General features: G+C 67.9%; 23 protein-coding genes and 2 tRNA genes. 10 read left to right on the top strand and 15 right to left on the bottom strand.

The window, feature by feature from the left end; translation table 11 throughout:
* Positions 1-66: 66 nt before the first annotated feature.
* Genes ACWELJ_RS24545 through pknB form a run of 5 tightly spaced genes read left to right on the top strand, consistent with a single transcriptional unit; the run spans position 67 to position 7,264 of the window.
* Entirely contained in the window at positions 67-765 is a 699-nt protein-coding gene (locus tag ACWELJ_RS24545) for a hypothetical protein (protein ID WP_452368476.1), read from the top strand.
* Positions 765-2,231 carry an FtsW/RodA/SpoVE family cell cycle protein gene (locus tag ACWELJ_RS24540; RefSeq protein ID WP_452368475.1) on the top strand — a complete coding sequence of 489 codons (1,467 nt, stop codon included), beginning with the start codon at positions 765-767 and terminating at the stop codon, positions 2,229-2,231. The genes ACWELJ_RS24545 and ACWELJ_RS24540 overlap by 1 nt, the downstream gene beginning before the upstream one ends.
* Complete coding sequence (locus ACWELJ_RS24535) at positions 2,228-3,721, top strand: peptidoglycan D,D-transpeptidase FtsI family protein (protein WP_452368474.1); 1,494 nt, start codon at positions 2,228-2,230, stop codon at positions 3,719-3,721. The genes ACWELJ_RS24540 and ACWELJ_RS24535 overlap by 4 nt, the downstream gene beginning before the upstream one ends.
* 34 nt (positions 3,722-3,755) lie before the next feature.
* Positions 3,756-5,363, top strand: coding sequence for a protein kinase domain-containing protein (locus ACWELJ_RS24530; RefSeq protein ID WP_452368473.1), 1,608 nt, complete (start codon positions 3,756-3,758; stop codon positions 5,361-5,363).
* On the top strand, positions 5,360-7,264 hold the full coding sequence (pknB, locus tag ACWELJ_RS24525) for a Stk1 family PASTA domain-containing Ser/Thr kinase (protein WP_452368472.1): 1,905 nt from the start codon (positions 5,360-5,362) through the stop codon (positions 7,262-7,264). Before ACWELJ_RS24530 ends, pknB begins: the two co-directional genes overlap by 4 nt.
* Positions 7,265-7,347: 83 nt before the next feature.
* On the opposite strand, the gene ACWELJ_RS24520 is transcribed toward pknB, so the two are convergent.
* The 3 genes from ACWELJ_RS24520 to ACWELJ_RS24510 form a co-directional block, all read right to left on the bottom strand.
* The gene (locus tag ACWELJ_RS24520; RefSeq protein ID WP_452368471.1) at positions 7,348-7,809 is read right to left on the bottom strand and encodes a dCMP deaminase; all 462 of its coding nucleotides are present in this window, start codon (positions 7,807-7,809) and stop codon (positions 7,348-7,350) included.
* Positions 7,799-8,482 (bottom strand): RibD family protein, encoded by a 684-nt coding sequence (locus tag ACWELJ_RS24515; protein ID WP_452368470.1) that lies wholly within the window; start codon positions 8,480-8,482, stop codon positions 7,799-7,801. Before ACWELJ_RS24515 ends, ACWELJ_RS24520 begins: the two co-directional genes overlap by 11 nt.
* A gap of 73 nt (positions 8,483-8,555) precedes the next feature.
* Positions 8,556-9,194: an aminodeoxychorismate/anthranilate synthase component II gene (locus tag ACWELJ_RS24510; protein ID WP_452368469.1), complete on the bottom strand. Its 639-nt coding sequence runs from the start codon at positions 9,192-9,194 to the stop codon at positions 8,556-8,558.
* 149 nt (positions 9,195-9,343) lie between these two features.
* Here ACWELJ_RS24510 and crgA point away from each other — a divergent pair, with 149 nt between their 5' ends.
* Positions 9,344-9,610, top strand: coding sequence for a cell division protein CrgA (crgA, locus tag ACWELJ_RS24505; RefSeq protein WP_452368468.1), 267 nt, complete (start codon positions 9,344-9,346; stop codon positions 9,608-9,610).
* A gap of 107 nt (positions 9,611-9,717) precedes the next feature.
* Positions 9,718-10,161 carry a PH domain-containing protein gene (locus tag ACWELJ_RS24500; protein WP_452368467.1) on the top strand — a complete coding sequence of 148 codons (444 nt, stop codon included), beginning with the start codon at positions 9,718-9,720 and terminating at the stop codon, positions 10,159-10,161.
* A 22-nt stretch (positions 10,162-10,183) separates the two neighbouring features.
* Here the strand turns inward: ACWELJ_RS24500 and ACWELJ_RS24495 are convergent, their stop codons facing one another.
* Both ACWELJ_RS24495 and ACWELJ_RS24490 read right to left on the bottom strand, forming a co-directional pair.
* Complete coding sequence (locus ACWELJ_RS24495) at positions 10,184-11,053, bottom strand: rhomboid family intramembrane serine protease (RefSeq protein ID WP_452368466.1); 870 nt, start codon at positions 11,051-11,053, stop codon at positions 10,184-10,186.
* A gap of 38 nt (positions 11,054-11,091) precedes the next feature.
* Positions 11,092-11,619, bottom strand: coding sequence for a peptidylprolyl isomerase (locus ACWELJ_RS24490; RefSeq protein ID WP_452368465.1), 528 nt, complete (start codon positions 11,617-11,619; stop codon positions 11,092-11,094).
* 141 nt (positions 11,620-11,760) lie between these two features.
* Here ACWELJ_RS24490 and ACWELJ_RS24485 point away from each other — a divergent pair, with 141 nt between their 5' ends.
* Genes ACWELJ_RS24485 through ACWELJ_RS24475 form a run of 3 tightly spaced genes read left to right on the top strand, consistent with a single transcriptional unit; the run spans position 11,761 to position 14,117 of the window.
* Positions 11,761-12,030, top strand: coding sequence for a hypothetical protein (locus ACWELJ_RS24485; RefSeq protein WP_246598244.1), 270 nt, complete (start codon positions 11,761-11,763; stop codon positions 12,028-12,030).
* A 14-nt stretch (positions 12,031-12,044) separates the two neighbouring features.
* A complete protein-coding gene (glmS, locus tag ACWELJ_RS24480; protein WP_452368464.1) occupies positions 12,045-13,883 on the top strand; it encodes a glutamine--fructose-6-phosphate transaminase (isomerizing) in 1,839 nt (612 codons plus the stop codon).
* A 54-nt stretch (positions 13,884-13,937) separates the two neighbouring features.
* On the top strand, positions 13,938-14,117 hold the full coding sequence (locus ACWELJ_RS24475) for a hypothetical protein (RefSeq protein ID WP_452368463.1): 180 nt from the start codon (positions 13,938-13,940) through the stop codon (positions 14,115-14,117).
* Between the two features lie 27 nt (positions 14,118-14,144).
* Here the strand turns inward: ACWELJ_RS24475 and ACWELJ_RS24470 are convergent, their stop codons facing one another.
* The 10 genes from ACWELJ_RS24470 to ACWELJ_RS24425 form a co-directional block, all read right to left on the bottom strand.
* Positions 14,145-14,987: an ABC transporter permease gene (locus ACWELJ_RS24470; protein WP_452368462.1), complete on the bottom strand. Its 843-nt coding sequence runs from the start codon at positions 14,985-14,987 to the stop codon at positions 14,145-14,147.
* On the bottom strand, positions 14,984-15,973 hold the full coding sequence (locus ACWELJ_RS24465) for an ATP-binding cassette domain-containing protein (protein ID WP_452368461.1): 990 nt from the start codon (positions 15,971-15,973) through the stop codon (positions 14,984-14,986). Before ACWELJ_RS24465 ends, ACWELJ_RS24470 begins: the two co-directional genes overlap by 4 nt.
* 411 nt (positions 15,974-16,384) lie before the next feature.
* Positions 16,385-17,410 carry an adenylate/guanylate cyclase domain-containing protein gene (locus ACWELJ_RS24460; protein ID WP_452368460.1) on the bottom strand — a complete coding sequence of 342 codons (1,026 nt, stop codon included), beginning with the start codon at positions 17,408-17,410 and terminating at the stop codon, positions 16,385-16,387.
* Positions 17,411-17,472: 62 nt separating this feature from the next.
* The gene (locus ACWELJ_RS24455; protein ID WP_452368459.1) at positions 17,473-17,580 is read right to left on the bottom strand and encodes a DLW-39 family protein; all 108 of its coding nucleotides are present in this window, start codon (positions 17,578-17,580) and stop codon (positions 17,473-17,475) included.
* Between the two features lie 61 nt (positions 17,581-17,641).
* Positions 17,642-17,714, bottom strand: a tRNA-Ala gene (locus ACWELJ_RS24450).
* 30 nt (positions 17,715-17,744) lie between these two features.
* A tRNA-Ile gene (locus ACWELJ_RS24445) sits at positions 17,745-17,818 on the bottom strand.
* Between the two features lie 138 nt (positions 17,819-17,956).
* On the bottom strand, positions 17,957-18,886 hold the full coding sequence (locus ACWELJ_RS24440; protein ID WP_452368458.1) for a DUF3566 domain-containing protein: 930 nt from the start codon (positions 18,884-18,886) through the stop codon (positions 17,957-17,959).
* Positions 18,887-18,975: 89 nt separating this feature from the next.
* Positions 18,976-21,489 carry a DNA gyrase subunit A gene (gene gyrA / locus ACWELJ_RS24435; RefSeq protein ID WP_452368457.1) on the bottom strand — a complete coding sequence of 838 codons (2,514 nt, stop codon included), beginning with the start codon at positions 21,487-21,489 and terminating at the stop codon, positions 18,976-18,978.
* Between the two features lie 111 nt (positions 21,490-21,600).
* Positions 21,601-23,643: a DNA topoisomerase (ATP-hydrolyzing) subunit B gene (gene gyrB, locus ACWELJ_RS24430; protein ID WP_452368456.1), complete on the bottom strand. Its 2,043-nt coding sequence runs from the start codon at positions 23,641-23,643 to the stop codon at positions 21,601-21,603.
* Between the two features lie 423 nt (positions 23,644-24,066).
* Positions 24,067-24,544: DUF721 family protein (locus ACWELJ_RS24425; RefSeq protein ID WP_452368455.1), on the bottom strand; the 478-nt coding region annotated here is incomplete at its 5' end.

The following is a 24,544-nucleotide window of genomic DNA, read 5'->3' as shown; positions in this document are numbered from 1 at the left end:
GCCGGGCTCGCGTGACGACGCCATCAAGCAGATCCGCATGCTGGTGTCCACCGAACTGCTGCCGCCGTGCGAAACCAAGGCGCAGGCCCCCAGCAGCCCGAACCCGAACCGCCCAAGAAGAGCCACAAGCTGCGCTGGCTGGCGCTGTCGCTGGCCCTGCTGGTGGCCGTCGGCGCGGGTCTCACCGTGGGCTACAACATGATTCGCAGCAACTACTACGTCGGCGTGGACGGCGAGAAGGTGGTCGTGCTGCGCGGCCTGCCCGGTTCGGTGCTGGGCTACTCGATCCGCGACGTGGATCAGGTCGGATGCGTCACGCGCGCCGGCGAACTGACCCTCGCCGCCCCCGGCGACAAGTTCGCCGCCGGCTGTGTCTCGCTGACCCGCGAGGCGCTGCGCCCCAGCGGCCGGGATTCGGTCGACAAGGGCCTGCCGCCGGGCTCGCGTGACGACGCCATCAAGCAGATCCGCATGCTGGTGTCCACCGAACTGCTGCCGCCGTGCGAAACCAAGGCGCAGGCCCCCAGCAACCCGAACCCGTCGCCGTCGCCGGCTCCGCCCGCCGACCCGAACCAGCCGGGCACCCCGGTCACCACCACCCCGGCCGCGCCGACCGCCGTCCCCGGCGGCCTCACCGGCGGCGAACGCACCGGCGAGAACCACCCGCTGGAGCACAAGTCCGAGCAGCCGAACCCGCCGGCCACCACCGCTCCCACCACCACGGCACCGCAGACCCCGGGGCAGAACTGCAGGACGGCGGACTGATGTCCGCACCGGCACCGCCGTTCACTGGGGCTTTCCCCAGTCCACCCGGCGGATTCGCTCCTGCGCCGCCGCCCGCCACCCGGCGCAATGTCGAGTTGCTGTTGCTGGGGCTGGCGGCCCTCATCACCACGGTGTCGCTGGTGTTGGTGGAGGCCAGTCAGGAGCAGGCGATCACCTCGGAGATCGCCAAACTCGGTGCCGCTTACCTGGCCCTGTTCGGCGTCGCGCATCTGGCGGTGCGGCGGTTCGCGGCGTTCGCGGATCCGCTCCTACTACCGATCGCGGCGCTGCTGAACGGGTTGGGCCTGGTGGTGATTCACCGCGTCGACCTAGCGCAGGCTCAGGACGCCGCCTTCGCCAACCTGCCCATCCCCTCCCCCGACGCCAACCAGCAGGTGCTGTGGACGGGGTTGGGGATGGTGGTCTTCATGGGGTTGTTGATCGCGCTGCGCGACTACCGCAGCCTGGCCCGCTACTCCTACACGGTCGGCCTGCTCGGGTTGGTCGCGCTCGCGCTGCCCGCGCTGCTGCCGGACCGGTTCTCCATGGTGAACGGCGCGAAGATCTGGATCCGGCTGCCGGGTTTCAGTGTTCAGCCGGGTGAGTTCGCCAAGATCGCGCTGATCGTGTTCTTCGCCGGGGTACTGGTGTCCAAGCGCGACCTGTTCACCGGTGCGGGCAAGCACGTGTTCGGCATGGAGTTGCCGCGCATGCGCGATATGGGACCGATCCTGCTGGTGTGGGTGGTCTCGGTGGGCGTGCTGGTGGTCGAGAAGGATCTGGGCACCTCGCTGCTGATCTTCGCGACCGTGCTGTGCATGCTCTACATCGCGACCGAGCGGGTGGGCTGGGTGGCGGTCGGGCTGGTGCTGCTGACCGTCGGATTCGTGTTCGCCTACAACGCGTTCGGGCATGTGCGGGTCCGGGTCTCGACCTGGCTGCACCCCTTCGACGACTACTCCAGCACCGGCTACCAGATCTCGCAGTCGCTGTTCGGCCTGGCCACCGGCGGTCTGGCGGGAACCGGTCTGGGCAGCGGGAATCCGTCGAAGGTGCCGTTCGCCAAGACCGACTTCATCATCGCGGCCATCGGTGAGGAGCTGGGCCTGATCGGCCTGGCGGTGATCCTCATGCTGTTCTGCATCCTGTCGGTGCGCGGCATCCGCACCGCGCTGGCTATCCGCGACAGCTTCGGCAAGTTGCTCGCCTCCGGGCTGGCCTTCACCATTGCCATTCAGGTGTTCGTCGTGGTCGGCGGGGTCACCAAGCTGATTCCGCTGACCGGGTTGACCACCCCGTTCATGTCGTACGGCGGTTCGTCGCTGCTGGCGAACTACGTCCTGCTGGGAGTGCTGATCAAGATTTCCGACGCCGCCCGCCGCCCGGCGCCCGCCCGCAAGCGGGCCGAGCCGATCGCGGACGCGTCGACCCAGTTGATTCGCAAGCCTGAGGGGGGTGCCGCGTGAACACGCCTCTGCGCCGGGTGGCGCTGGCGGTGATGGCGATGATCGTCGCGCTGCTGATCAACGCCACCTACGTGCAGGTTCAGATCGGCCCCATCGGCAAGGCCGACAGCCTGCGCAACGACCCGCGCAATGATCGCGTGCTGCTCGACGAGTACGCCCGTCAGCGCGGGCAGATCTCCGCGGCCGGAACGGTGCTCGCGAGTTCGGTGGCCACCGACGACCGCTACAAGTACCTGCGCACCTACCCGACCGATCCGATGGCCTACGCGCCGGTCACCGGTTTCTACTCGCTGCAGAACGGCAACAACGGTCTCGAGCACACCGAGGACTCGGTGCTCAACGGTTCGGACAACCAGCTGTTCGGGCGGCGGCTGATCGACCTGATCTCGGGCCGGGATCCGCGCGGCGGCAATGTGGTGACCACGATCAACCCGATCATGCAGAAGGTCGCCTACGAGCAGCTGACCGCGAAGAAGCTGACCGGTTCGGTGGTGGCGATCGAGCCGAGCACCGGGCGGATCCTGACCATGGTGTCCACACCGTCCTACGATCCGAACACCCTGGCCGGGCACGACGCCGGCCGGGTCGAGGACACCTACAAGCAGCTGGACAAGGACACCGGCAAGCCGCTGATCAATCGCGCCGTGTCCACCACCTACCCGCCGGGTTCGACGTTCAAGGTGGTGGTCACCGCGGCCGCGCTGTCCAACGGCATTGCGAAACCGGACGACCAGTTCACTGCCGCCCCGCGCATCACCCTGCCCGGCACCCAGACCACGCTGGAGAACTACAACGGCAGCCACTGCGGTCCCGGCGACAGCCAAACCGCTTCGCTGACAGACGCTTTCAAGTACTCGTGTAACACCGCTTTCGTGGAACTCGGTATCAAGGTGGGGACCGCGAAACTCAAGGACGAGGCGAGCGCGTTCGGGATCGGCAAGGATCTGCACAACAGCATCCCGATCCCGTGGACCGACAGCACCGTGGGCGACATTCCCGACAACGCGGCGCTGGGCCAGAGCAGCATCGGACAACGCGATGTGGCCCTGACCCCCTTGGACAACGCGGTCATCGCGGCCACCATCGCCAATGGCGGCGTACGGATGAAGCCCTACCTGGTCGACCAGTTGCAGGCGCCGGACCTCAGCACGCTGAGCACCACCAAACCGACCTCGGTGGGCCAGGCGGTCACCCCGCAGGTGGCCACCCAGATCACCAGTCTGATGCTCGAGTCGGAGAAGAACACGCAGGGAGGGACGCAGCCGCGCCCGTATCAGATCGCGTCGAAGACCGGAACGGCCGAGCACGGCTCGGATCCGCGCAATACCCCGCCGCACGCCTGGTACATGGCGTTCGCGCCGGCGCAGAACCCGAAGATCGCGATCGCGGTCATCGTCGAGAACGGCGGCGACCGGGCCCTGGCCGCGACCGGCGGCTCGGTGGCCGCACCGATCGCGCGGGCCGTGCTGGACGCCGGACTGGGGGGCTGAACGAAATGAAAGTGCAAGGTAGACAGGGTCACGAATGCTGAACAACGGTGCGATGATCGCGGACCGGTACCGGCTGCAGCGGCTGATCGCCACCGGCGGCATGGGCCAGGTCTGGGAAGCGCTCGACACCCGGCTGGACCGCCGGGTCGCGGTGAAGGTGCTCAAGGCGGAGTTCTCGACCGACCCCACCTTCCGGCAGCGCTTCCGTACCGAGGCGCGGACCACCGCGCAGCTGAATCACCCCGGCATCGCGAGCATTTACGACTACGGCGAGACACAGGATCCGTCCGGCGGCGAGATCGCCTATCTGGTCATGGAATTCGTGCAGGGCGAACCGCTCAACGCGGTGCTGTCTCGGCTCAGCCGGCTCTCGGTGGCCCAGGGCCTCGACATGCTCGAGCAGACCGGGCGCGCGCTGCAGGTGGCGCACCTCGCGGGCGTCGTGCACCGGGATGTGAAGCCGGGCAACATTCTCGTGACGCCGACCGGTCAGGTGAAGATCACCGACTTCGGCATCGCCAAGGCCGTGGACGCCTCCCCGGTCACCAAGACCGGCATGGTGATGGGCACCGCCCAGTACATCGCGCCGGAGCAGGCCACCGGTGAGGACGCCACCGCCGCCTCGGACGTGTACTCGCTCGGCGTGGTCGGCTACGAGGCGCTGGCCGGGGAGCGGCCGTTCACCGGCGACGGCGCGCTGACCGTCGCCATGAAGCATGTGCGGGACACCCCGCCGCCGCTGCCCGCCGATCTGCCGCCGAATGTGCGGGAGCTCATCGAGATCACCATGGCCAAGGAACCGGGCCAGCGCTACGCCACTGGCGGCGAGTTCGCCGACGCGGTGGCCGCGGTGCGTTCGGGTCGCCGGCCCACGCCGCCCGGCGGCCTCCCGTCCGCGGCCATGACCGGCGCCACCCGGGTGCTGCCGCCCGGACCGACCATGATCATCCCGGGCGCGCGGGCCGACCAGGCCACCACCCGCTACGCCCCGCCGCCGCAGCAGCCGATGCGCGGGCCGATGGAACCGCCCGCCGCCCAGACCACCGTCATGTCCGGACCCCGCACCCCGGTCGGACCGATGACGGTCGCGGGCGTGGCGGACGCCGACTCGGGCCGATTCACCAACGGCCAGAAGGTCGTCGCCGGACTGGGTGTGGGCGCGTTGATCCTCGGCGCGGCCGTCGCCATCATCCTGATGAGCAGCTCCTCGCACGAGTCCACGCCGCCCGCGCGCACCAGCGCGGTGGTCGCGCCGCCGGTGATCACCCCGACCACCACCACGGTCCCGCCGACCACCACCACCCGGGAACGGCCGGTGCCGCCGCCCCCGGTGACCACTGTCGAGCCGCCCCCGACCACCACGGTCGAGCCGACCACCACCCCGCCGCCGGTCACCACGACGACGCCGCCCAAGACCACCACGCCGCCCACCACCACCGCGGTGAAGCCCACCACCACCAAGCCCGACCGGTGGCCGTTCCCGGGCCAGGGCGGGGGCGACCTACCATCATTGCCAGTGACTCCCGGCGCGAATTCCGGCGGCGGGAATTCCGGCGGCGCGGTGAGTCCCGGCAGTGACCGCAGTCCGGTGTACGCACAGGACCCCAATTCATCCTCAGTCGCGCAGCAAGGATTGCCATGACGACCCCGAAGAACCTCTCCTCCCGCTACGAGCTGGGCGAGATCATCGGGTTCGGTGGCATGTCCGAGGTCCACAAGGCCCGCGATCTGCGGCTGGGCCGGGATGTGGCGATCAAGGTGCTGCGTGCCGACCTGGCCCGCGACCCCACGTTCTACCTGCGCTTCAAGCGTGAGGCGCAGAACGCGGCCGCCCTCAACCATCCGGCCATCGTCGCGGTGTACGACACCGGTGAGGCCGAGATAGACGGCGGGCCGCTGCCCTACATCGTCATGGAGTACGTCGACGGCGACACCCTGCGCGACATCGTGCGCGGCAAGGGCCCGCTGCCGCCCCGGCGCGCCATGGAGGTCATCGCCGATGTATGCGCGGCGCTGGACTTCTCGCACCGCAACGGCATCGTGCACCGGGACATGAAGCCCGCCAACATCATGATCAACCGGGCCGGCGCGGTGAAGGTGATGGACTTCGGCATCGCCCGCGCCCTCGCCGACAGCTCCAACCCGATGACCCAGACCGCCGCCGTCATCGGCACCGCCCAGTACCTGTCCCCCGAGCAGGCCCGCGGCGAGCAGGTGGACGCCCGCTCGGATGTGTACTCGGTGGGCTGCGTGCTCTACGAGATCCTCACCGGCGAGCCGCCTTTCACCGGTGATTCCCCGGTCGCGGTCGCCTATCAGCATGTGCGGGAGGATCCGCGGCTGCCGTCGCAGGTGCATCCCGGGGTGCCGCGCGAGCTCGACTCGGTGATCCTCAAGGCGATGAGCAAGAACCCGGCCAACCGGTATCAGACCGCGGCCGAGATGCGCGCCGACCTGATCCGGGTGCTGGGCGGGCAGAAGCCCACCGCCCCCATGGTCATGACCGACGAGGACCGCACCGGCTTCCTCGACGACGACCTGCCGCCGCCGCGCAGCTACCGCACCGTCGAACGCCGCGACGACACCACCGAACAGGAGATCGTCGAGGCCGGCCCACGCCGGCGCACCGCGCTCATCGGCATCCTCGGGGTGGCCGCGGTCGCGGTGGTCGGCATCCTGCTGTGGCTGCTGGTCGGTCCCGGGTCCCGGGTCGATCAGGTCACCGTTCCCGACGTCGCCAACCAGAACTACCAACTGGCGCAACGGGATCTGGAGAAGGCCGGTTTCACGGTCGCCATCCAGCAGAAGAACGACTCGAAGGTGGCATTGAACAATGTCATCGCCACCCAGCCGCTGGGCGGCTCCCGGGTGGGCAAGGGCAGCACCATCACCCTGCAGGTGTCCGCGGGACCGTCGCAGGTGACGGTGCCGAAGCTGGCCGGGCTCACCCGGCAGCAGGCCGAGCAGACCTTGAATTCGCAAGGGCTGCGGATGAATCCCGAGGTGAAGCGGGAGGCCTCCAGCGCCGACGACAAGGACAAGGTCGTCTCGTCCGCCCCGGACGCGGGTCAGAAGGTCGATTCCGACGGACAGGTCACCATCACCCTCGGTTCGGGTCCGGACAAGGTGGTCGTCCCCAATGTGGTCGGGCAGTCGATCGATGTCGCGCAGTCGACGCTGGGTGACACCGCGCTGTTCAAGGTCGTGGTCCAGGAGGTGCCGAACAACCAGCCCAAGGGCACGGTCATCGCCACCAACCCGCCCGCGGGCACCCAGGCCGACAAGGGCTCCACGGTGACCGTGCAGGTGTCGAGCGGCGAGCAGATCACCATGCCCGACCTGCGCGGCCTGACCCCGGCGCAGGCCGTGGACATGCTGCGCAAGAGCGGCTGGAACGGGCAGGTCAGCCAGAACACCATGAGCACGCTGAACGCGGGCGAGGTCGGGCGCATCCTGGCCCAGCAGCCGACCGCGGGCTCGTCGCTGGGCAAGTCCCAGACGGTGACCATCACCACCGGGGTGCTGTCGCTGGGCCCGCCGTGACGCGGATTCGATTGTGAGAACAGGGGTTCGCGGACGATCCGCGAACCCCTGTCTTGTTTCATGTGAAACCTTGCGGGCGAAACCTACAGCCGCAGATGCCGGTTCATCGACATGGCCTCGTCGGCCAGATCGGGCAGTTCGACCACCTCGACGCCGTGCTCGCGCAGCCGCTCCACCCCGACGCAGTTGTCCACGAAGGTGCCGGGTTCGCGCCAGGCGATGACCACCCGCCGGATCCCGGCCCGCAGAATCCGGTCCGTGCACGGCAGCCGATCCTGACTCGCGCGCTGCGAGCAGGGCTCGAGGGTGCTGTACAGGGTGGCGTGCCGCAGGCGTGGATCGTCGGCGGTCAGCTTGTTCAGCGCCGACTCCTCGGCGTGCACCTTGTCGTCGGTGTCCCGCGACCAGCCGTGCTCGATCTCCACCCCGTCCGCGCCCACGATCACCGCGCCCACCGCGAAGGCGGTGTCGCTGTGCGGGCACAACCGCGCCAGGCCGATGGCGTGCCGCATCCAGCCGCGGTCCAGCCGTGCCTCATCCGACATCGGAATCCTCCTTCGGCAGATAGTGCAGCAGGGCGATATCCCCGATCCGGGCCACATCGGCCAGCCGCATGCGGTGATCGGTACCGCCCGGGTAGGCGGCCGAGCCCAGGAAACGCGGAGCGGCCGGATCGCCGACCACCAAGGGCGCCACGGCCATCCAGATCTCGTCGACCAGTCCACCGGCCAGGAAGGCGGTGTGGATCGAGCCGCCGCCCTCGACCATGAGGCGTTCCACACCGCGTTTGCCCAGGTCGTCCAGCAGGGCCGCGAAATCGATCGCCGCGCCCAGGGATACCACCTCGGCCGGTCCGGCGAGCCGGTCGCCGATTCGGGCGGCCCCGGAATCGGTGGTGTAGACCAGTCTTTCACCGCCGCTGTGCCAGAACCGCAGCTCCGGATCGAGTTCGCCGCGCGCGGTGACGATCACCCGCACCGGATAGTCGGGCTTGCCCGCGGCGACCCGCTGCAGACGGCGGTCCGAGCTGTTGACCAGTAGCCGGGGATTGTCGCGGCGCAGGGTTTCCGCGCCGATCAGGATGGCGTCGGACTCGGCGCGCAGCGCGTCGACCCGATCGAAATCGGCGGCGTTGGACAGCAACAGGCGATCCGGGCTCGCGTCGTCGATATAGCCGTCGATGCTGACGGCCACCGACAGCATGACATGCGGCCTCATGACGCTGCCTCCAGGTGGCATGAGCGGGGGGCCTGCGTGGTTACGCAAGCTGCCGCCTCCGGCCCCTGACCGCTCATGCCAGGGCCGCGACCTCCGCCTCCAAGGTCCGCACCAGCCCCTCCGCCGGCCGCTCACCGCACACGCCCAGCCAGTTGGCGAGCATGCGGTGCCCGCCCTGGGTGAGCACGGATTCGGGGTGGAACTGCACACCGTGGATGGGCAGATCGCGATGCCGCAGGGCCATGACGATGCCGGATTCGGTGCGGCCCAGCACCTCCAGCTCCGGCGGCATGGTCTCCTCGAGGACGGTCAGGGAGTGGTAGCGGGTGGCGGTGAACGGATCCGGCAGCCCGGCCAGGACGCCCGCCCCGATGTGGAAGACGCTGCTGGTCTTGCCGTGCAGCAGTTCGGGGGCGCGGGTCACGGTGGCGCCGAAGGCTTCTCCGATGGCCTGGTGCCCGAGGCACACGCCCAGTAGCGGGGTGGCGTGCCGGGCGGCGGCGTGCACCAGTTCGATGCTCGCGCCCGCGCGGTCGGGCGTGCCGGGACCGGGGCTGATCAGCACCCCGTCGAAGTCCTGCACAACTTTGTCCACATCCGCGAGCTGAGCATCGTCATTGCGCCAGACCTCGGCATCCACACCCAGCTGTCCGAGATACTGAACCAGGTTGAACACGAAGCTGTCGTAGTTGTCGACGACCAGTACACGCATGATTCGAGAGTAGTTGGCGGTGCTCCCGCCGTCGCACGCAATACCGCCAACCGTGTCGCCACAATCGCCCCGCGCCCTCCCCAACGACACTTTCCCCAGGGTTGCCGGGATAATGTCTATGCAGACAGAACGCCGAAAACGAGGACGTCATGCCGAAGTCTAAGGTCCGCAAGAAGAACGACTACACGATCAACCCGGCCAGCCGGACGCCGGTGCGGGTGAAGACCGCGGGTCCGTCGCCGGTCTGGTACGTCGCCATCATGCTGGGCTTCATGCTCGCGGGCCTGGTGTGGCTGCTCGTCTACTACCTGGCCAACGAGCAGATCCACTGGATGAGCGATCTGGGCGCCTGGAACTTCCTGATCGGATTCGGCCTGATGGTGGTCGGTCTGATCATGACCATGCGCTGGCGCTGAATGCCCCGCACGGGTGGCCCGCTCCCCCGGGAATGTGGCTTACACCATTGTCATTCATGCACACCTGTGGATGAGCCTGTGGACAACTCGAGGAAAGAGTGGGGACAGTGACCGCCACCGACCCCGAGTCGAAACTCTCCTGGTCCACACCCCCGGCCGCGCTGGTGGCCTGCGGCATCGGCGGCGTGGTGCTGGCCGTGGCCGCGATCGTTTCGACGGACGGTCCCGGCCGCCTGCTCATCGGGCTGGCCGCGCTGGGACTGCTCGGCCTGACCGCCCTCGGCGTGCGGCAACGCCCGCGGCTCGCGGTCGAACCCGGCGACCCGGTGCATATCGTGGTGCGCGGCCTGACCGGGCCGCAGCGCTTCACACCCGAGCAGATCCTGCGGGTCCGGGTCGTGCACTACCGGCGGCTGGGCCGTCGGATGCCCATGCTGGAGATGGATGTGGACAACTCCGGTGAGGAGCGGCTGCTGATCTTCGGCCGCTGGGATCTGGGGACGCACCCCGACGAAGTTCTCGAGGCGCTGCGCGTCCACCTGTCGCGCTAGGCGGTCCCGCCCGGCGCGTTGGTCAGAGGGTCGGCGCGGCCAGCACGGTGACCAGCACCGCGGCCAGCGCCACCGCCGCGACCGCCACCCAGCCGACGGTCGACGCCCGGCGGGCGTCGCGGATCCCGATCCAACGCGGCAGATACAGGATTCCCGTGGTGGCGAGTGTGCCCGCGAGCAGTCCGCCCAGGTGCCCCCACACCGAGATGCCGGGCACCGAGAAGGTGATCACCAGGTTGATCCCCAGCAGCACCGCGATCTGGGTGAGGTTCTGGCGGATCCGCAGCATGATCACCGCGACCGTGCCGAAGATCCCGAAGATCGCCCCCGAGGCGCCCGCGGACGCGGTCAGTGGATCCGACAGCGCGGTGATCGCGGCCGAACCGCCCAGCAAGGACGTGAAGTAGACCGCCACGAAGCGGGCCCGGCCCAGCGCCACCTCGCAGTACGGGCCGAGCACGTAGAGCGCGAACATATTGGCCAGCAGGTGGATCGGCCCGTAATGCAGGAAGCCCGACCCGAGCACCCGGGCCCAGCCGCCGTCGTAGCCGACGAAGCCCGGCACCAGCACCCAGTCGTAGAACAGCGGGGAACGCTTGTTGTCCATCAGGCTGTGCGCCTGCGCCGCGGTGACCGCGAAGACGATCACATTGATCGCGATCAGCGCGTAGGTGACGTACGGCTGCGAGATCCGCGACAGCGTCGCCCCGGCCGCGTTGCGGACCGGACGGACATCGTCGTGCCCCTGCTTGACGCACTCCACGCAGTGCTGGCCGACCGCGGCCGCGGTGAGGCATTCGGGGCAGGCCGGACGCCCGCACCGGGTGCAGGCCAGACCGGTGGGCCGGTCGGGGTGGCGGTAGCAGGCCGGGGCGGGCGGCTGGGGCTGCATGGGGTTCCTCTTCGCAGGCCGTTTCGGGAGGGCCGTTGTCAGGCGATGGTGATGCTGTTGATCACCACGTCGTCCTTGGGGCGGTCGCCGCGGTCGGTGGCGATGGTGGCGATGGCGTCGACCACCTTGCGGGAATCGGGGTCGAGGACCTCGCCGAAGATGGTGTGGCGGCGGTTCAGGTGCGGCTGCGGGCCCACGGTGATGAAGAACTGGGAGCCGTTGGTGCCGGGCCCGGCGTTGGCCATGGCGAGCAGGTAGCCGCGGTCGAAACGCAGCTCCGGGTGGAATTCGTCCTTGAACTCGTAGCCGGGCCCGCCGCGGCCGGTGCCGGTGGGGTCGCCGCCCTGGATCATGAAGCCGTCGATCACCCGGTGGAAGATCGAGCCGTCGTAGAACGGCCCGGAGTCGGTGCCCGCGGCGTTCTTGGTGCTGTACGCCTTGGAGCCGTCGGCCAGTCCGAGGAAATTGCGGACGGTGGCGGGAGCGTGGTTACCGAAGAGCGAGATCTTGATGTCGCCGTGGTTCGTGTGCAACGTCGCCACTGCGGTCTGATTCGGTGAGGTCACGCCGCCAGGATAGGTGCAGGGCGCGCGGCCGCGACGAAGCGGCACACACGAAGCCCCGGAATCCGCCGCGATATGTGATTCCCTGCCCGGATTCGGGCACAGAAGTGGCGGAAACAGTCCCGGCATGGCATGTTCGGTCGAGTGAATGACGGGGATCCGGTCGATCTGGTCCGCCATGTGGCGGCCTCCACCGGCCTGCCGCCCGCCGTCGCGGCCCGTGTGGTCGCCGATGTCGTCGGATACTTCGACGAGACCGCCGAGCAGTTCGTGCGCCGCAGACACGCCGAACTGCAGAGCCGTCAGGTCCGCAATGCCGAGATCTGGCAGCGCCTGGCGGCCGAGCTCGCGCAGCGCCGGGTCGCCGCCCCCGACTTCACCGAACGACAGCTGCGTCGCATCGTCTACGGGTAGGAGTCCGTCGCGCAATGTGTGGAATCGTCGGTTACATCGGTCATCGTGAAGCCGTCCCGGTCCTGCTGGAGGGCCTGCACCGGCTCGAGTACCGGGGCTACGACTCCGCGGGCCTGGCCGTGCCGCACCGCGGCCGGCTGCGGATCACCAAGACCCAGGGCCGGGTCCAGGACCTGCGCGACAAGGCCGACGCCGAAGCCGCCCGGCTGCGCGGCAATGTGGGCATCGCCCACACCCGCTGGGCCACCCACGGCGAGCCCTCCGACGCCAACGCGCACCCGCACACCGACGGGTCCGGCCGGATCGCGGTCGTGCACAACGGCATCGTCGAGAACGCCGAGGTCCTGCGCGCCGCGCTGACCGCCGAGGGCGTGGAATTCGTCTCCGACACCGACACCGAGGCCATCGCGCACCTGGTGGCCGCCGCCCTGGAGGGCGCCGAGACGCTGGAGGACGCGGTCCGCACCGCCATGCGCCGGGTCGAGGGCACCTTCGGCCTGCTGGTGCTCGACGCCCGCCGCCCCGACGAATTGGTGGTGGCCCGCAACGGCTCCCCCATCGTGCTCGGCGTCGGCGACGGCGAGATGTTCGTGGCCTCCGACGTGGCCGCGCTGGTGCATCACACCCAGCGCGTGGTGTTCCTCGACGACGGCGAGCTGGCCACCGTCCGCGCCGACGAATTCCGCACCAGCACACTGGGTCTCGAGGCCCGCCGCACCGACAAGATCCCCACCACCATCGATATGGCGGCCGAGGACTACGCGCTGGGCGGGTACCCCGACTTCATGCGCAAGGAAATGGCCGAACAGCCCGACGCCGTCCGCCGGGCGCTGCGCGGCCGCCTCGACGAACGCTTCGCCACCGCCCACCTGGGCGGCCTCAATATGGACGCGCGCGAGCTGCGCGGCATCAGCAAGGTGGTGTTCCTGGGCTGCGGCTCCGCCTATTACGCCGGTCAGCTGGGCGCGCAGCTGGTCGAGGAGCTGGCCCGGATTCCCGCTGTCGCCGAGCCCGCCTCGGAGTTCCGCTACCGCAATCCGGTGGTGGACCCGGACGCGCTGTACGTGGCCATCAGCCAGTCCGGCGAGACCCTGGATACCCTTGCCGCCGTTCAGGAATTGCAGCGTAAGGGCGGTCGCGTCATCGGCGCGGTGAACGTCGTGGGCAGCGCCATCGCCCGGGAGTGCGGCGCGGGCGTGTTCCTGCACGCGGGCCCCGAGGTGTCGGTGGCCTCCACCAAGGCGCTCACCAATATGACCGTGTCCTTCGCCATGCTGGGCCTGTTGCTGGGCCGGGTGCGGGATCTGTCGGCCGCGGCGGGCGAGCGCATCGTGTCCGGGCTGCGCGCGCTGCCCGACGCCATCGACGCGGTGCTGGCCGAAGAGGACGTGGTCGCCGATATCGCGTCGCGATTCGCCAAGGCGCGCAGCATGTTCTTCATCGGCCGGGTGCGCGCCTGGCCGGTGGCCCGTGAGGGCGCGCAGAAGCTGAAGGAGATCTCCTACATCCACGCCGAGGCGTACCAGGGTTCCGAGCTCAAGCACGGGCCGCTGGCGCTGATCGACGCGGAGATGCCCTCCATCGTGCTGGTGCCCGGCGACGAACTGCTGGCCAAGAACATCACCACCATCGAGCAGATCAAGGCGCGGGGCGGCCCGGTCATCGCGGTCACCAATACCGAACTGCCGGATGGGCTGGCGGACGCGGTGATCCGGGTTCCGGCCGTGTGCCCGGAACTGGACCCGATCATCCTCACGATTCCGTTGCAATTGCTGGCCTATCACACGGCCATGGCGCTGGGCCGGGATGTGGACAAGCCGCGCAACCTGGCCAAGAGCGTTACCGTCGAGTAACCGCTGAGCGCCCCCGTCCGTGCACGAATTGTCTTGCTGTGCCAGCATGGTCGGATGGAGCTGGGGAGCGTTCGTAACAAGGTCATCGTGGCCGCCCTCGTCGCGATCGCGGGCGGTGTCATCGCGTTCTTCGTGAACAAACGTCCGCAACCGGTGGCGCCGGCCGCCGAACCGCCGCGTCTGGGCTACTCGCGCAACGGTTCAGCGCCCTCGCCGGACCTCGTGAACCACTGAAGCCCTCGGTGAATCGCCGAAAACCACTCAGCGACTCACCGAGCGCTTGTACTGCTTCAGTGCGAGGGGCACGAAGATCGCCAGGATCACGACGACCCACATCAGGGTCGTCGCGACCGGATGCCGCATGGGCCAGACATCCGCGCTCGGCCCCATCGGACTGGTGTTGCCGAACAGGTCACGCGTCGCCTGCGTCACCGCCGACACCGGATTCCATTCCGCCACAACACGCAACACCGCCGGCAGGTTCGCGGTCGGCACGAAGGTGTTGGCGATGAACGTGAGCGGGAAGATCACCATGAAGCTGGCGTTGTTGTAGACCTCCGGCGCGCGCACCAGCAGGCCGACCACCGCCATGATCCACGACACCGCGTACGCGAACAGCAGCAACAGCACGTACGCCAGCACCGCGTCGAGGAACGAGCCGCGGATCCGCCAGCCCACCAGCAGACCGGTCAGCGACATCACCACCAGGCTCACCACATTGATGACCACATCGGAGAGCGTGCGCCCGATCAGCACCGCCGACGGGGCCATGGGCAGCGACCGGAACCGGTCGATGATGCCCTTCTGCATGTCCTCGGCCAGGCTCAGACCGGTGAACGTCGCGCCGAACACCACGGTCTGGGCGAAGATGCCCGCGATCAGGAACTCCCGATAGGACGTGCCCGGCAGCTGGATCGAGGAGCCGAAGACGTAGGCGAACAACAGCACGAACATGATCGGCGACAGCGTCGAGAAGATCAGCACGTCCGGCACCCGGCGGATCTTGATCACATTGCGTTTGGTGACGGTGATGCTGTCGGTCACCACCATGGCCAGTCGCTGTGCGAGCGAAGGCTTTTCGGCGACGGCGAGCGCGGCGCTCATCGGGCCCCCTCCTTCTCCGCGGCGGATCGATTGCCGTTGATCAGCTCCTCGGCCTCGTGTCCGGTCAGGGACAGGAACACATCGTCGAGCGAGGGCCGGCGCAGACCCACGTCGTGGATCTTCACCTCGTGCCTGCTCAGCTGCCCGATCGCGTCCACCAGCGCCTGCGACCCGTCCTCGACCGGCACGATGATCCGCCGCAGCCCCGGCTCCAGCCGAATCTCGCCGTGCGCCAGGCCTTCCAGCGCCCGCCGTGCCACCGCGAGGTTGTCGACGTGATCGACGACCAGCTCGATCCGGTCGCCGCCCACCATCGCCTTGAGCTCGTCGGAGGTGCCCTCCGCGATCACCCGGCCGTGGTCGATGACCGCGATGGAGTCGGCCAGCCGGTCCGCCTCCTCCAGGTACTGGGTGGTCAGCAGCAGCGTGGTGCCGCCCGCCACCAGTTCCTCGATGACGTCCCAGAGGTCCAGGCGCGCACGGGGATCCAGGCCGGTGGTGGGTTCGTCCAGGAACAGCACCGGCGGATTCGCGACCAGCGCGCCCGCCAGGTCCAGACGGCGGCGCATACCACCGGAGTAGCCCTTGACCGGGCGGTCGGCGGCGTCGGCGAGGCGGAAGCGGTCCAGCAGCTCGCGCGCTCGCTCCTTACTGCGCCGCACCCCCATGTGATAGAGGCGGCCCACCATCTCGAGATTCTCGAAGCCGGTGAGGTATTCGTCGACCGCGGCGTACTGGCCGGAGGTGCCGATGCGGGAGCGCAGCAGCTGCGGGTCCTTCAGGACGTCTACCCCGGCGACCACGGCGTGACCCGCGTCGGGAATCAGCAGCGTGGTGAGCACGCGCACGGTGGTGGTCTTGCCGGCGCCGTTGGGACCGAGCAGGGCGGTCACGGTGCCTTCGGGAACCGAGAGGTCCAGGCCGTCGAGGGCGACCAAATGGCCGTACCTCTTGACCAGACCCTCGGCGACTATGGCGTCGGGCATGATTCTCCTGTTCTGAACTGCACAGATGCGGTCGAACACGATCGGAGGCGCCTGGCCAGTATGCCCGGATCGGCGGAGTGAGTCATCCCAGTTTCACCAGTGGCGGCGCGAACGACGGCCCGGATCACGAGTCGTCAACTACTCGAACGGAATTCGACGAAGGACGCATTCCGGTCACGATGTCGAGCCCGCCGCCGGAAAACCGCGCTCTTTCCTCGAAAAAATCTTTGAACGCGATGCCCCGATAGCCACACAATCCGAATTCGTCGCGTAGGATCGTTCCCGTCGGCCCCTCCCCCCCGGGCCGACCTTACGCGGGCCTCGGCTAACTCCCCCCCTTCGCCGAGGCCCGCCCCCATTCCCGGAGTACGCCCGCGCGGGGATCATTCGGACCAGCGGACGAATCGCCACTCAGATCAGCGGTCGAATCTCATTGCGGCGCAGCACATGCCCGTACAGCCGGTTGATGCCCTTCACCCGCACCGTGGCCAGATGCCGCAGCGTGAAATCGTGATCCGCCTCGATGGCCGCCGCCGCCCCGTCGTCCACCAACACCGTGCCCGGGCGGGCCACACCGGTGAGCCGCGCCGCCGTGTTCACCGTCGACCCGTAGAGGTCGCCGAAGCGCTGCAGCACCTCCCCATAGGCCAGACCCACCCGCAACTCCTGGGTGACGCCGTGCGAGGCGATGGCGGCCTCCTGCACCGCGATCGCGATCCGCGCCCCGTCGGTGGCCGTCGCGGCCGCGAACATGACCTCGTCACCCACGTTCTTGATCACCCAGCCGCCATTGGCGACGATGGCGTTGCTGGTGGCCGTCTCGAAGGCCTCCAGCAGCGCCGACAGCTCATCGGCCTCCAGGTGGCGGGTCAGGCGGGTGTAGCCGACCATGTCGGCGAATCCGACGGCCAGCACCCGAACCGTGTCCCCCGCCGCCGCTCCCCCGTCCAGCGACCGCGCCAGCGCCGCGTCCAGGTGCCGGCGGAAGGCGTAGCGCTGCAAAGTCTCGAATTCGGTGACCACCTCGTCGGTGGCGATACGCGCGGCTTCCTTCGGATCGATGTCCGGCTGCTCGCGCGTGATGGTCGTGATCCGGTCCAGGATCTCCTCGGTCACCAGATCGACCTGCCACTCCGCCAGCCGCGCCATCGACCGCCCCAGCGTGCGCGCCGCCGTCGTCTGGCGGTGGGTATCGGCGGTGGCCAGCACGTGCAGCTTGGCGAAGGTCTGGGCGGCCTCGATATCGGAGTCGCTGTACTCCACGGCCTCGTCGTCCGGGTCGGCCGGGAAACCCAACGCCACCCACAAGCGGCGGGTGACATTGTTGGGCAACCCGGTCAGATCCGCGACCTGATGCCGGTTGTACCGGCGCGGTCCGCTCAACAGATATGGCTCGACCACGGACCGCACCAGCTCGGAGATCTCAGTGGACGCCATGACTTGACGATACGGCGTGAATCAGAGGGAAAACCGCCGCTTGTTCCGTGTCACAGCGAATTTCAGCGGGTGGTGACCTCATGCCAGAGATCGGCGTCATTGCGCTGACGCAGCTTGCTGATCCCGAAAACGACGGCGGCGGCGATCACGATCGTGAGGACGAATTTCATGAATCCCACAGTACTGCAACGACAGAAGCCGCAGACCGAAGCGGTCTGCGGCTTATGAGAGTGGAGCCTAGGGGAATCGAACCCCTAACCCCTGCCTTGCAAAGGCAGTGCTCTGCCAATTGAGCTAAGGCCCCTGGGAAGGCAGTTCGTTCTTTACCTGTGGGTGGGCCTAGGAGGACTTGAACCTCCGACCTCTTCGTTATCAGCGAAGCGCTCTAACCGCCTGAGCTATAGGCCCTTAGTGGGTGTTCGAAGTGTGTGACTCGAACGAGGCAGAAGATTACCGTACGTCGGCACCGATAACCAAAACGGCCGGTCAGCGGCTTGCGGAAGCAAGGCTGACCGGCCGTCGCGGGCGGATCGAAACAGCGGTTTCCTAGTCCGGATCGGACAGGGTGACCTGGATGCCGCCGACCAGATCGGTGCACTGGTTGTAGACGAACACCCCGACCGTGGACAGCGCGGTCAGCAGCACCACATTGATGAGACCGATCACACCGGCGTAGCCGAAGACCGTGCCCGCGTCGATGAGCGCCGAACTGGAGTTGTCCGAGACCATGTCGGTGAAGGTGGAGTTCAGGCGCTCCCAGACGCCCATGCCCTCCAGCACCAGATACAGCAGACCGACCGCCAGCATCCACACGAAGAACATGGCCACGCTGATCACCAGCGAGACCTTCAGCGTGGACCACGGGTCGATGTGACGCAGCTGCACGGTGGCGCGCAGCGGCTCACCGGTGGCCGCGGCCTGCGCCACCGCCGCGGGAGCGGACGGCGAGACCGGACCGGCCGGCGCGATCGGGTCCGGCGGCGGCAGCGGGTGCCGCAGCTCGGACAGATCCGGCAGATCCTTGACCAGTTCCGGGCGGGCGATGCTGCGGGTCGGTCCGTCGATGCCGACGGACTTCACCATGGCAGCCTCCTTGCGCGCCGCCTTGGCCGCCAGGTCGGCGGTGGTGCGGGCGTTGGAGACGCCGGCGTTCAGGCCGCCGCCGTTCCCGGACAGGCCGCCGCCGCCCAGGCTCGGGTTGGAACCCGGCCGACCGGCCGTCGGGGACTGGCCCGGCCGGTACAGGTTGGACTGCGGCTCCCGCTGCGGCAGCTGCGACCAGCCCTCCTGGAAGGGCGAACCGCCCTGCCCGTCCGCCTCCGGAGCGGCGGACGCCGCGTCGGCCCCAGGGGCCTCGGCGGGCGAATCACCGGATTTGTCCGGCAATTCGGAATTCTGCGGCGTTCCACCGTCCTGCGCGCCCGGCCGCGGAATGGGCCGCGGCGGAATCGGGGACGGGGCGATTCTCTCGGTCACGCCATTGGCGTGACCTCGCTGGTCATTCGGCTGATTCGTGGTCAATGGTGAATCCTTCGATCCGTTGTGCCGCCGCTGCTGTGGAGAAACTACTGCTTCGCCGAACCGCTGGTGTCATCTTCGGCAACCTGGTCGGGCTCATCCGCGTTCCTAGCGATCGCGAGCAAAGTATCGCCCTCACCCAGGTTCATCAACCGGACGCCCTTGGTTTGACGACCCGCTTTACGAACCTGGTGCGCCAGTGTGCGAATGACACCGCCGCCGGAGGTGATCGCGTACAGCTCGTCGTCGTCATTGACAATGAGCGCACCGACCAGACTGCCACGCTTCTCGTCGTACTGAATCGTCAGCACACCCTTGCCGCCGCGACCCTGCGCCGTGTACTCGTCGATGGCCGTGCGCTTGGAGTACCCGCCCGCCGTCGCGACAAGCAGATAGATGCCCTCCGCGTCGCGAACCACGTTGAGCGACAACAGTTCGTCGTCGGCGTTGAAGCGCATGCCCTGCACGCCGGAGGTGGCGCGGCCCATCGGGCGCAGCACCTCGTCATTGGCGTTGAAGCGGATCGACTGACCGTGCGCCGACACGAGCAGCAGATCGTCATCGGCCGAACACAGTGCGGCGCCGACCAATTCGTCCTCATCGCGCAGATTGACCGCCACGATGCCGCCGGTCCGGTTCGAGTCGAAGTCGGTCAGCTTGGACTTCTTGACCAGACCCTTGCGGGTGGCCAGCACCAGGTACGGCGCGTCCTCGTACGACTTCAGCTGAATGACCTGGGCGATCTTCTCGTCCGGCTGGAACGCCAGCAGGTTCGCCACGTGCTGGCCGCGCGCGGTGCGGTTGGCCTCCGGCAGCTCGTACGCCTTGGCCCGGTACACCCGGCCCTTGTTGGTGAAGAACAGCAGCCAGTCGTGAGTCGAGGTGACGAAGAAGTGCTTGACGATGTCGTCCTGCTTGAGGCCCGCGCCCTGCACGCCCTTGCCGCCGCGCTTCTGCGAACGGTAGAGGTCGGTCTTGGTGCGCTTGGCGTAGCCGGTCTCGGTGATCGTCACGACCACGTCCTCGCGGGCGATCAGATCCTCGTCCTGCACGTCGCCGTCGGCCGCGATGATTTTGGTGCGCCGGTCGTCGCCGTACTTGTCGACGATCTCGGCCAATTCGTCACGGACGATGGCGCGCTGACGCTCCGGCTTGGCCAGGATGTCGTTGAGGTCCGCGATCTCGGCCTCGATCTTGGCCAACTCGTCGAGGATCTTCTGCCGCTCCAGAGCCGACAGACGGCGCAGCTGCATATCGAGGATCGCGGTCGCCTGGATCTCGTCGATCTCCAGCAACTGCATCAGGCCGGTACGCGCGGTCTCGGTGTCGGCCGAGCGGCGGATCAGGGCGATGACCGCGTCCAGCTGATCCAGCGCCTTCACCAGACCGCGCAGGATGTGGGCCCGCTCCTCCGCCTTGCGCAGCAGGTAGCGGGTCCGGCGGATGATGACTTCCAACTGGTGGCTGACATACAGCCGGATCATCTGGTCCAGGCGCAGCGTGCGCGGCACCCCGTCGACGATCGACAGCATGTTGCAGCCGAACGAGGTCTGCAGCTGGGTGTGCTTGTAGAGGTTGTTCAACACCACCTTGGCGATGGCGTCGCGCTTCACCGTCACCACGATGCGCAGACCCGCGCGGTCCGAGGACTCGTCGTGGATGTCGGAGACACCCGCGATCTTGCCGTCCTTCACCTGTTCGGCGATCGCGTTGATGAAGTTGTCGGTGTTGACCTGGTACGGCAGCTCGGTGATGACGATCGTGGTGCGCCCCCGGCTGTCCTCCTCGATCTCCACCACACCACGCATGCGCACCGAACCACGGCCGGTGGTGTACGCGTCGTGGATGCCCTGGGTGCCGACGATCAGGCCCGAGGTCGGGAAGTCCGGACCCTTCACCCGCTCCATGCACGCCGCGAGGGTGGCCTCCTCATCGGCCTCGTGGTTGTCCAGCGCCCAGTAGATGGCCTCGGCCAGCTCGGTCAGGTTGTGCGGCGGGATGTTCGTGGCCATACCGACGGCGATGCCGTTGGAGCCGTTCATCAGCAGCGCCGGAACCCGGCTCGGCAGCACGACCGGTTCCTGGGTCTTGCCGTCGTAGTTGGGAACGAAATCGACCGTCTCGTGGTCGATCTCGCGCAGCATCTCCATCGCCAGCGGCGTCAGACGGCACTCGGTGTAACGCATGGCGGCCGCGCCGTCATTACCGCGCGAACCGAAGTTGCCCTGACCGTCGACCAGCGGATACCGCAGCGCCCACGGCTGCGCCATACGCACCAGGGTGTCGTAGATGGCCGAGTCACCGTGCGGGTGATAGTTACCCATGGTGTCGGCGACCGGGCGCGCGGACTTCACGTAACCGCGGTCGGGCCGATACCCGTTGTCGTACATCGCGTACAGGATGCGCCGGTGCACCGGCTTCATACCGTCACGGACCTCCGGCAGCGCGCGGCCGACGATCACGCTCATGGCGTAGTCGATGTAGGAGTTCTGCATCTCCTGCTGGATGTCGACCGGCTCGATGCGGTCGCCACCCGAGGGCGGAAGCGAAGTCTCAGTCATGAATTGGTCTCCGTAGGAAGTCTTTTGGGGCGATCCGAGTGCAGGCGGGGATAGGGGATTTGAACCCCTGAGGGAGACCGGGGGTTCAAATCCCTCCGTCTCCCCAGGCGACTACACGTCCAGGAACCGCACGTCCTTGGCATTCCGAGTGATGAAGCTGCGCCGGGCTTCGACGTCCTCGCCCATCAGGATCGAGAACAGCTCGTCGGCCGCGGCGGCGTCGTCCAGCGTGACCAGACGCAGCACGCGCACGCTCGGATCCATGGTGGTCTCCCACAGCTCCTTCGGGTTCATCTCGCCGAGACCCTTGTAGCGCTGGATGCCGTCGTCCTTGTTGATCTTCTTGCCGGCCGCCAGACCGCGCTCCAGCAGCCCGTCGCGCTCACGGTCGGAGTAGGCGAACTCCGGCTCGGAGCGCTGCCACTTCAGCTTGTACAGCGGCGGCATGGCCAGGAACACGTGACCGTGCTCGACCAGCGGGCGCATGAAGCGGAACAGCAGGGTGAGCAGCAGGGTCGAGATGTGCTGGCCGTCCACGTCGGCGTCGGCCATCAGCACGATCTTGTGATAGCGCAGCTTGGCGATATCGAACTCGTCGTGGATGCCGGTGCCGAACGCGGTGATGATGGACTGCACTTCGGTGTTCTTCAGCACGCGGTCGATGCGCGCCTTCTCGACATTGATGATCTTGCCGCGCAGCGGCAGGATCGCCTGGTACATCGAGTCGCGGCCGGACTTGGCCGAGCCACCGGCGGAGTCACCCTCCACGATGTAGATCTCGGACTTGCTCGGATCCTTGGAGCGGCAGTCCGCCAGCTTGCCGGGCAGGCCGCCCAGATCGGTGGCCGACTTGCGGCGGACCAGCTCACGCGCCTTACGGGCCGCGACCCGAGCCTGCGCCGACGAGACCGCCTTCTGCACAATGGTCTTCGCGTCGGCCGGGTTGGCCTCGAACCAGTGCGAGATGTGCTCGTTGCAGGTGCGCTGGACGAACGACTTCACCTCGGTATTGCCGAGCTTGGTCTTGGTCTGGCCCTCGAACTGCGGGTCGGCGATCTTCACGCTCACGATGGCGGCGAGACCCTCACGGATGTCGTCACCGGTGAGATTGCCTTCCTTCTCCTTGATGAGCTTCTTGTCCTTCGCGTACTTGTTCACCACCGTGGTGAGCGCCGCGCGGAAGCCCTCCTCGTGCGTACCACCCTCATGGGTGTTGATGGTGTTGGCGAAGGTGTGGACGGACTCGGAATAACCCGAGTTCCACTGCATCGCGACCTCGACCTCGTGGCCGGTGCCCTTACCGGTGAACGCGACGATCGAGTTGTGGATCGGCGTCTTGGTCCGGTTGATGTGCTTGACGAAGTCCTCGAGCCCGCCCGGGTAGTGGTAGGTCCGGGTCTTCACCTTCGGCTCGGCGGCCGGGGCGTTCTCGTCGAGATGCTTGGGCGCCTCGGCGGTTTCGCTCACCACCTCGTCGATGACGTCGCCTTCGGCCACCCGCTGATCGGTCAGCGTGATGGTGAGGCCCTTGTTCAGGAACGCCATCTCCTGCAGGCGGCGCGCCACGGTCTCGAAGCTGAAGGTGGTGGTCTCGAAGATGTCCGGGTCCGGCCAGAACTTGATGGTGGTACCGGTGCGCTTGGTCGCGGCACCCTGCACCAGTTTGCCCGGCTTGGAGTCCTTGTACTCCTGCGTCCAGTGGTAACCGTCGGTGTCCACATCGGCCTGCAGCCGGGTGGACAGCGCGTTCACCACCGAGATGCCGACGCCGTGCAGACCACCCGACACCGCATACGATTCGCCGTCGAACTTGCCGCCCGCGTGCAGCTGGGTCATGACCACCTCGATGGTGGGCACACCCTGGGCGTGCATCGCGACCGGGATACCGCGGCCGTCGTCGACCACCTCGACACCACCGTCGGCCAGCAGGGTGACATCGACCCGCGAGGCGTATCCGGCCATCGCCTCGTCGACCGAGTTGTCGACGACCTCCCAGATCAGGTGGTGCAGGCCGCGCTCACCGGTGGAACCGATGTACATGCCGGGGCGCTTGCGAACCGCCTCGAGGCCCTCGAGGACGGTGATGGAGTCGGCACCGTACGACGTCGGCTTGCCTGACTTGGGCTGGGTCGAGCCGTCTGCGTTGGAGTCCATGGCAGCCACTGGTCGGTAGCTCTCCTTACTTGCTGATCCTCCCGGCACAGTGCGGTCGCACGCGTGAGGCCCTCAGACACTGTCTGCCCGAGCTCCGGAACACTGTCTGCTCGAGAGTTACGGGGGCCCACGCGCGGGCGCTACGGAACGCGCCGGGAGGTATCGCCGCTAGTTACTCCCTCATCCTACTGGTACGACCGACAGAGAACCCACCTATGACACCCCTGAGTGGGCCGTACGGTCATGAAATCGACCGGCGATATGACCCGTTATGGGTCTGGGCGGTTCCGGGAGCCTCAGCGGTCGATGCGCCAGCGGACACGCGGGCGTTTGCGCGAGGGTTCATCGTGATCTCCGAACGTTCCACGTGAAACCAGCGCGCCGACGCGGGGATTCGCGGCCGGACTCCGGCGCGACAACGGCCTACCCGTAGGTGTCGCGAGGACCGCGGCCCTTGATGTGGCGCTCGCCCTTGCGCCAGCTCGGCGCGGTCGGGCCATTGATCTTGAGCTGCTTGACCACGCCGTTCCCGACCGCCGCCGCGATCTTCGCCAGGATCTGGGACTGGAACATACGCAGCTGGGTCGCCCACGCCGTGGACTCGGCCTGAATGCTCAGCACGCCGTTCTCCAGCGAGATCGGCTGGGCATGGGCGGCGATGTCCTCCCCCACCACGCTCGCCCACCGGCCGAACACCGTGCCCTCGGCGACCTTGGCCGACCAGCCGCGCCCCTTCGCCAACTGCATGGCCAGGGTCGCGAAGGTCTGCGGATCCCGATCGTCGGGGTGCGCGCCCGACCAGCTGCTGCGCCGCCGCAACGCCCGGATGCCGCCCTTACGCGGCGCGGCCGGCGAGGCACGGCCCTGCCCGACCGACTTCCCGGCCGCACGTGCCGCGGCC

The organism is Nocardia sp. NPDC004582, assembly GCF_053602115.1.
This window is presented reverse-complemented; position numbering and strand designations above follow the sequence as displayed.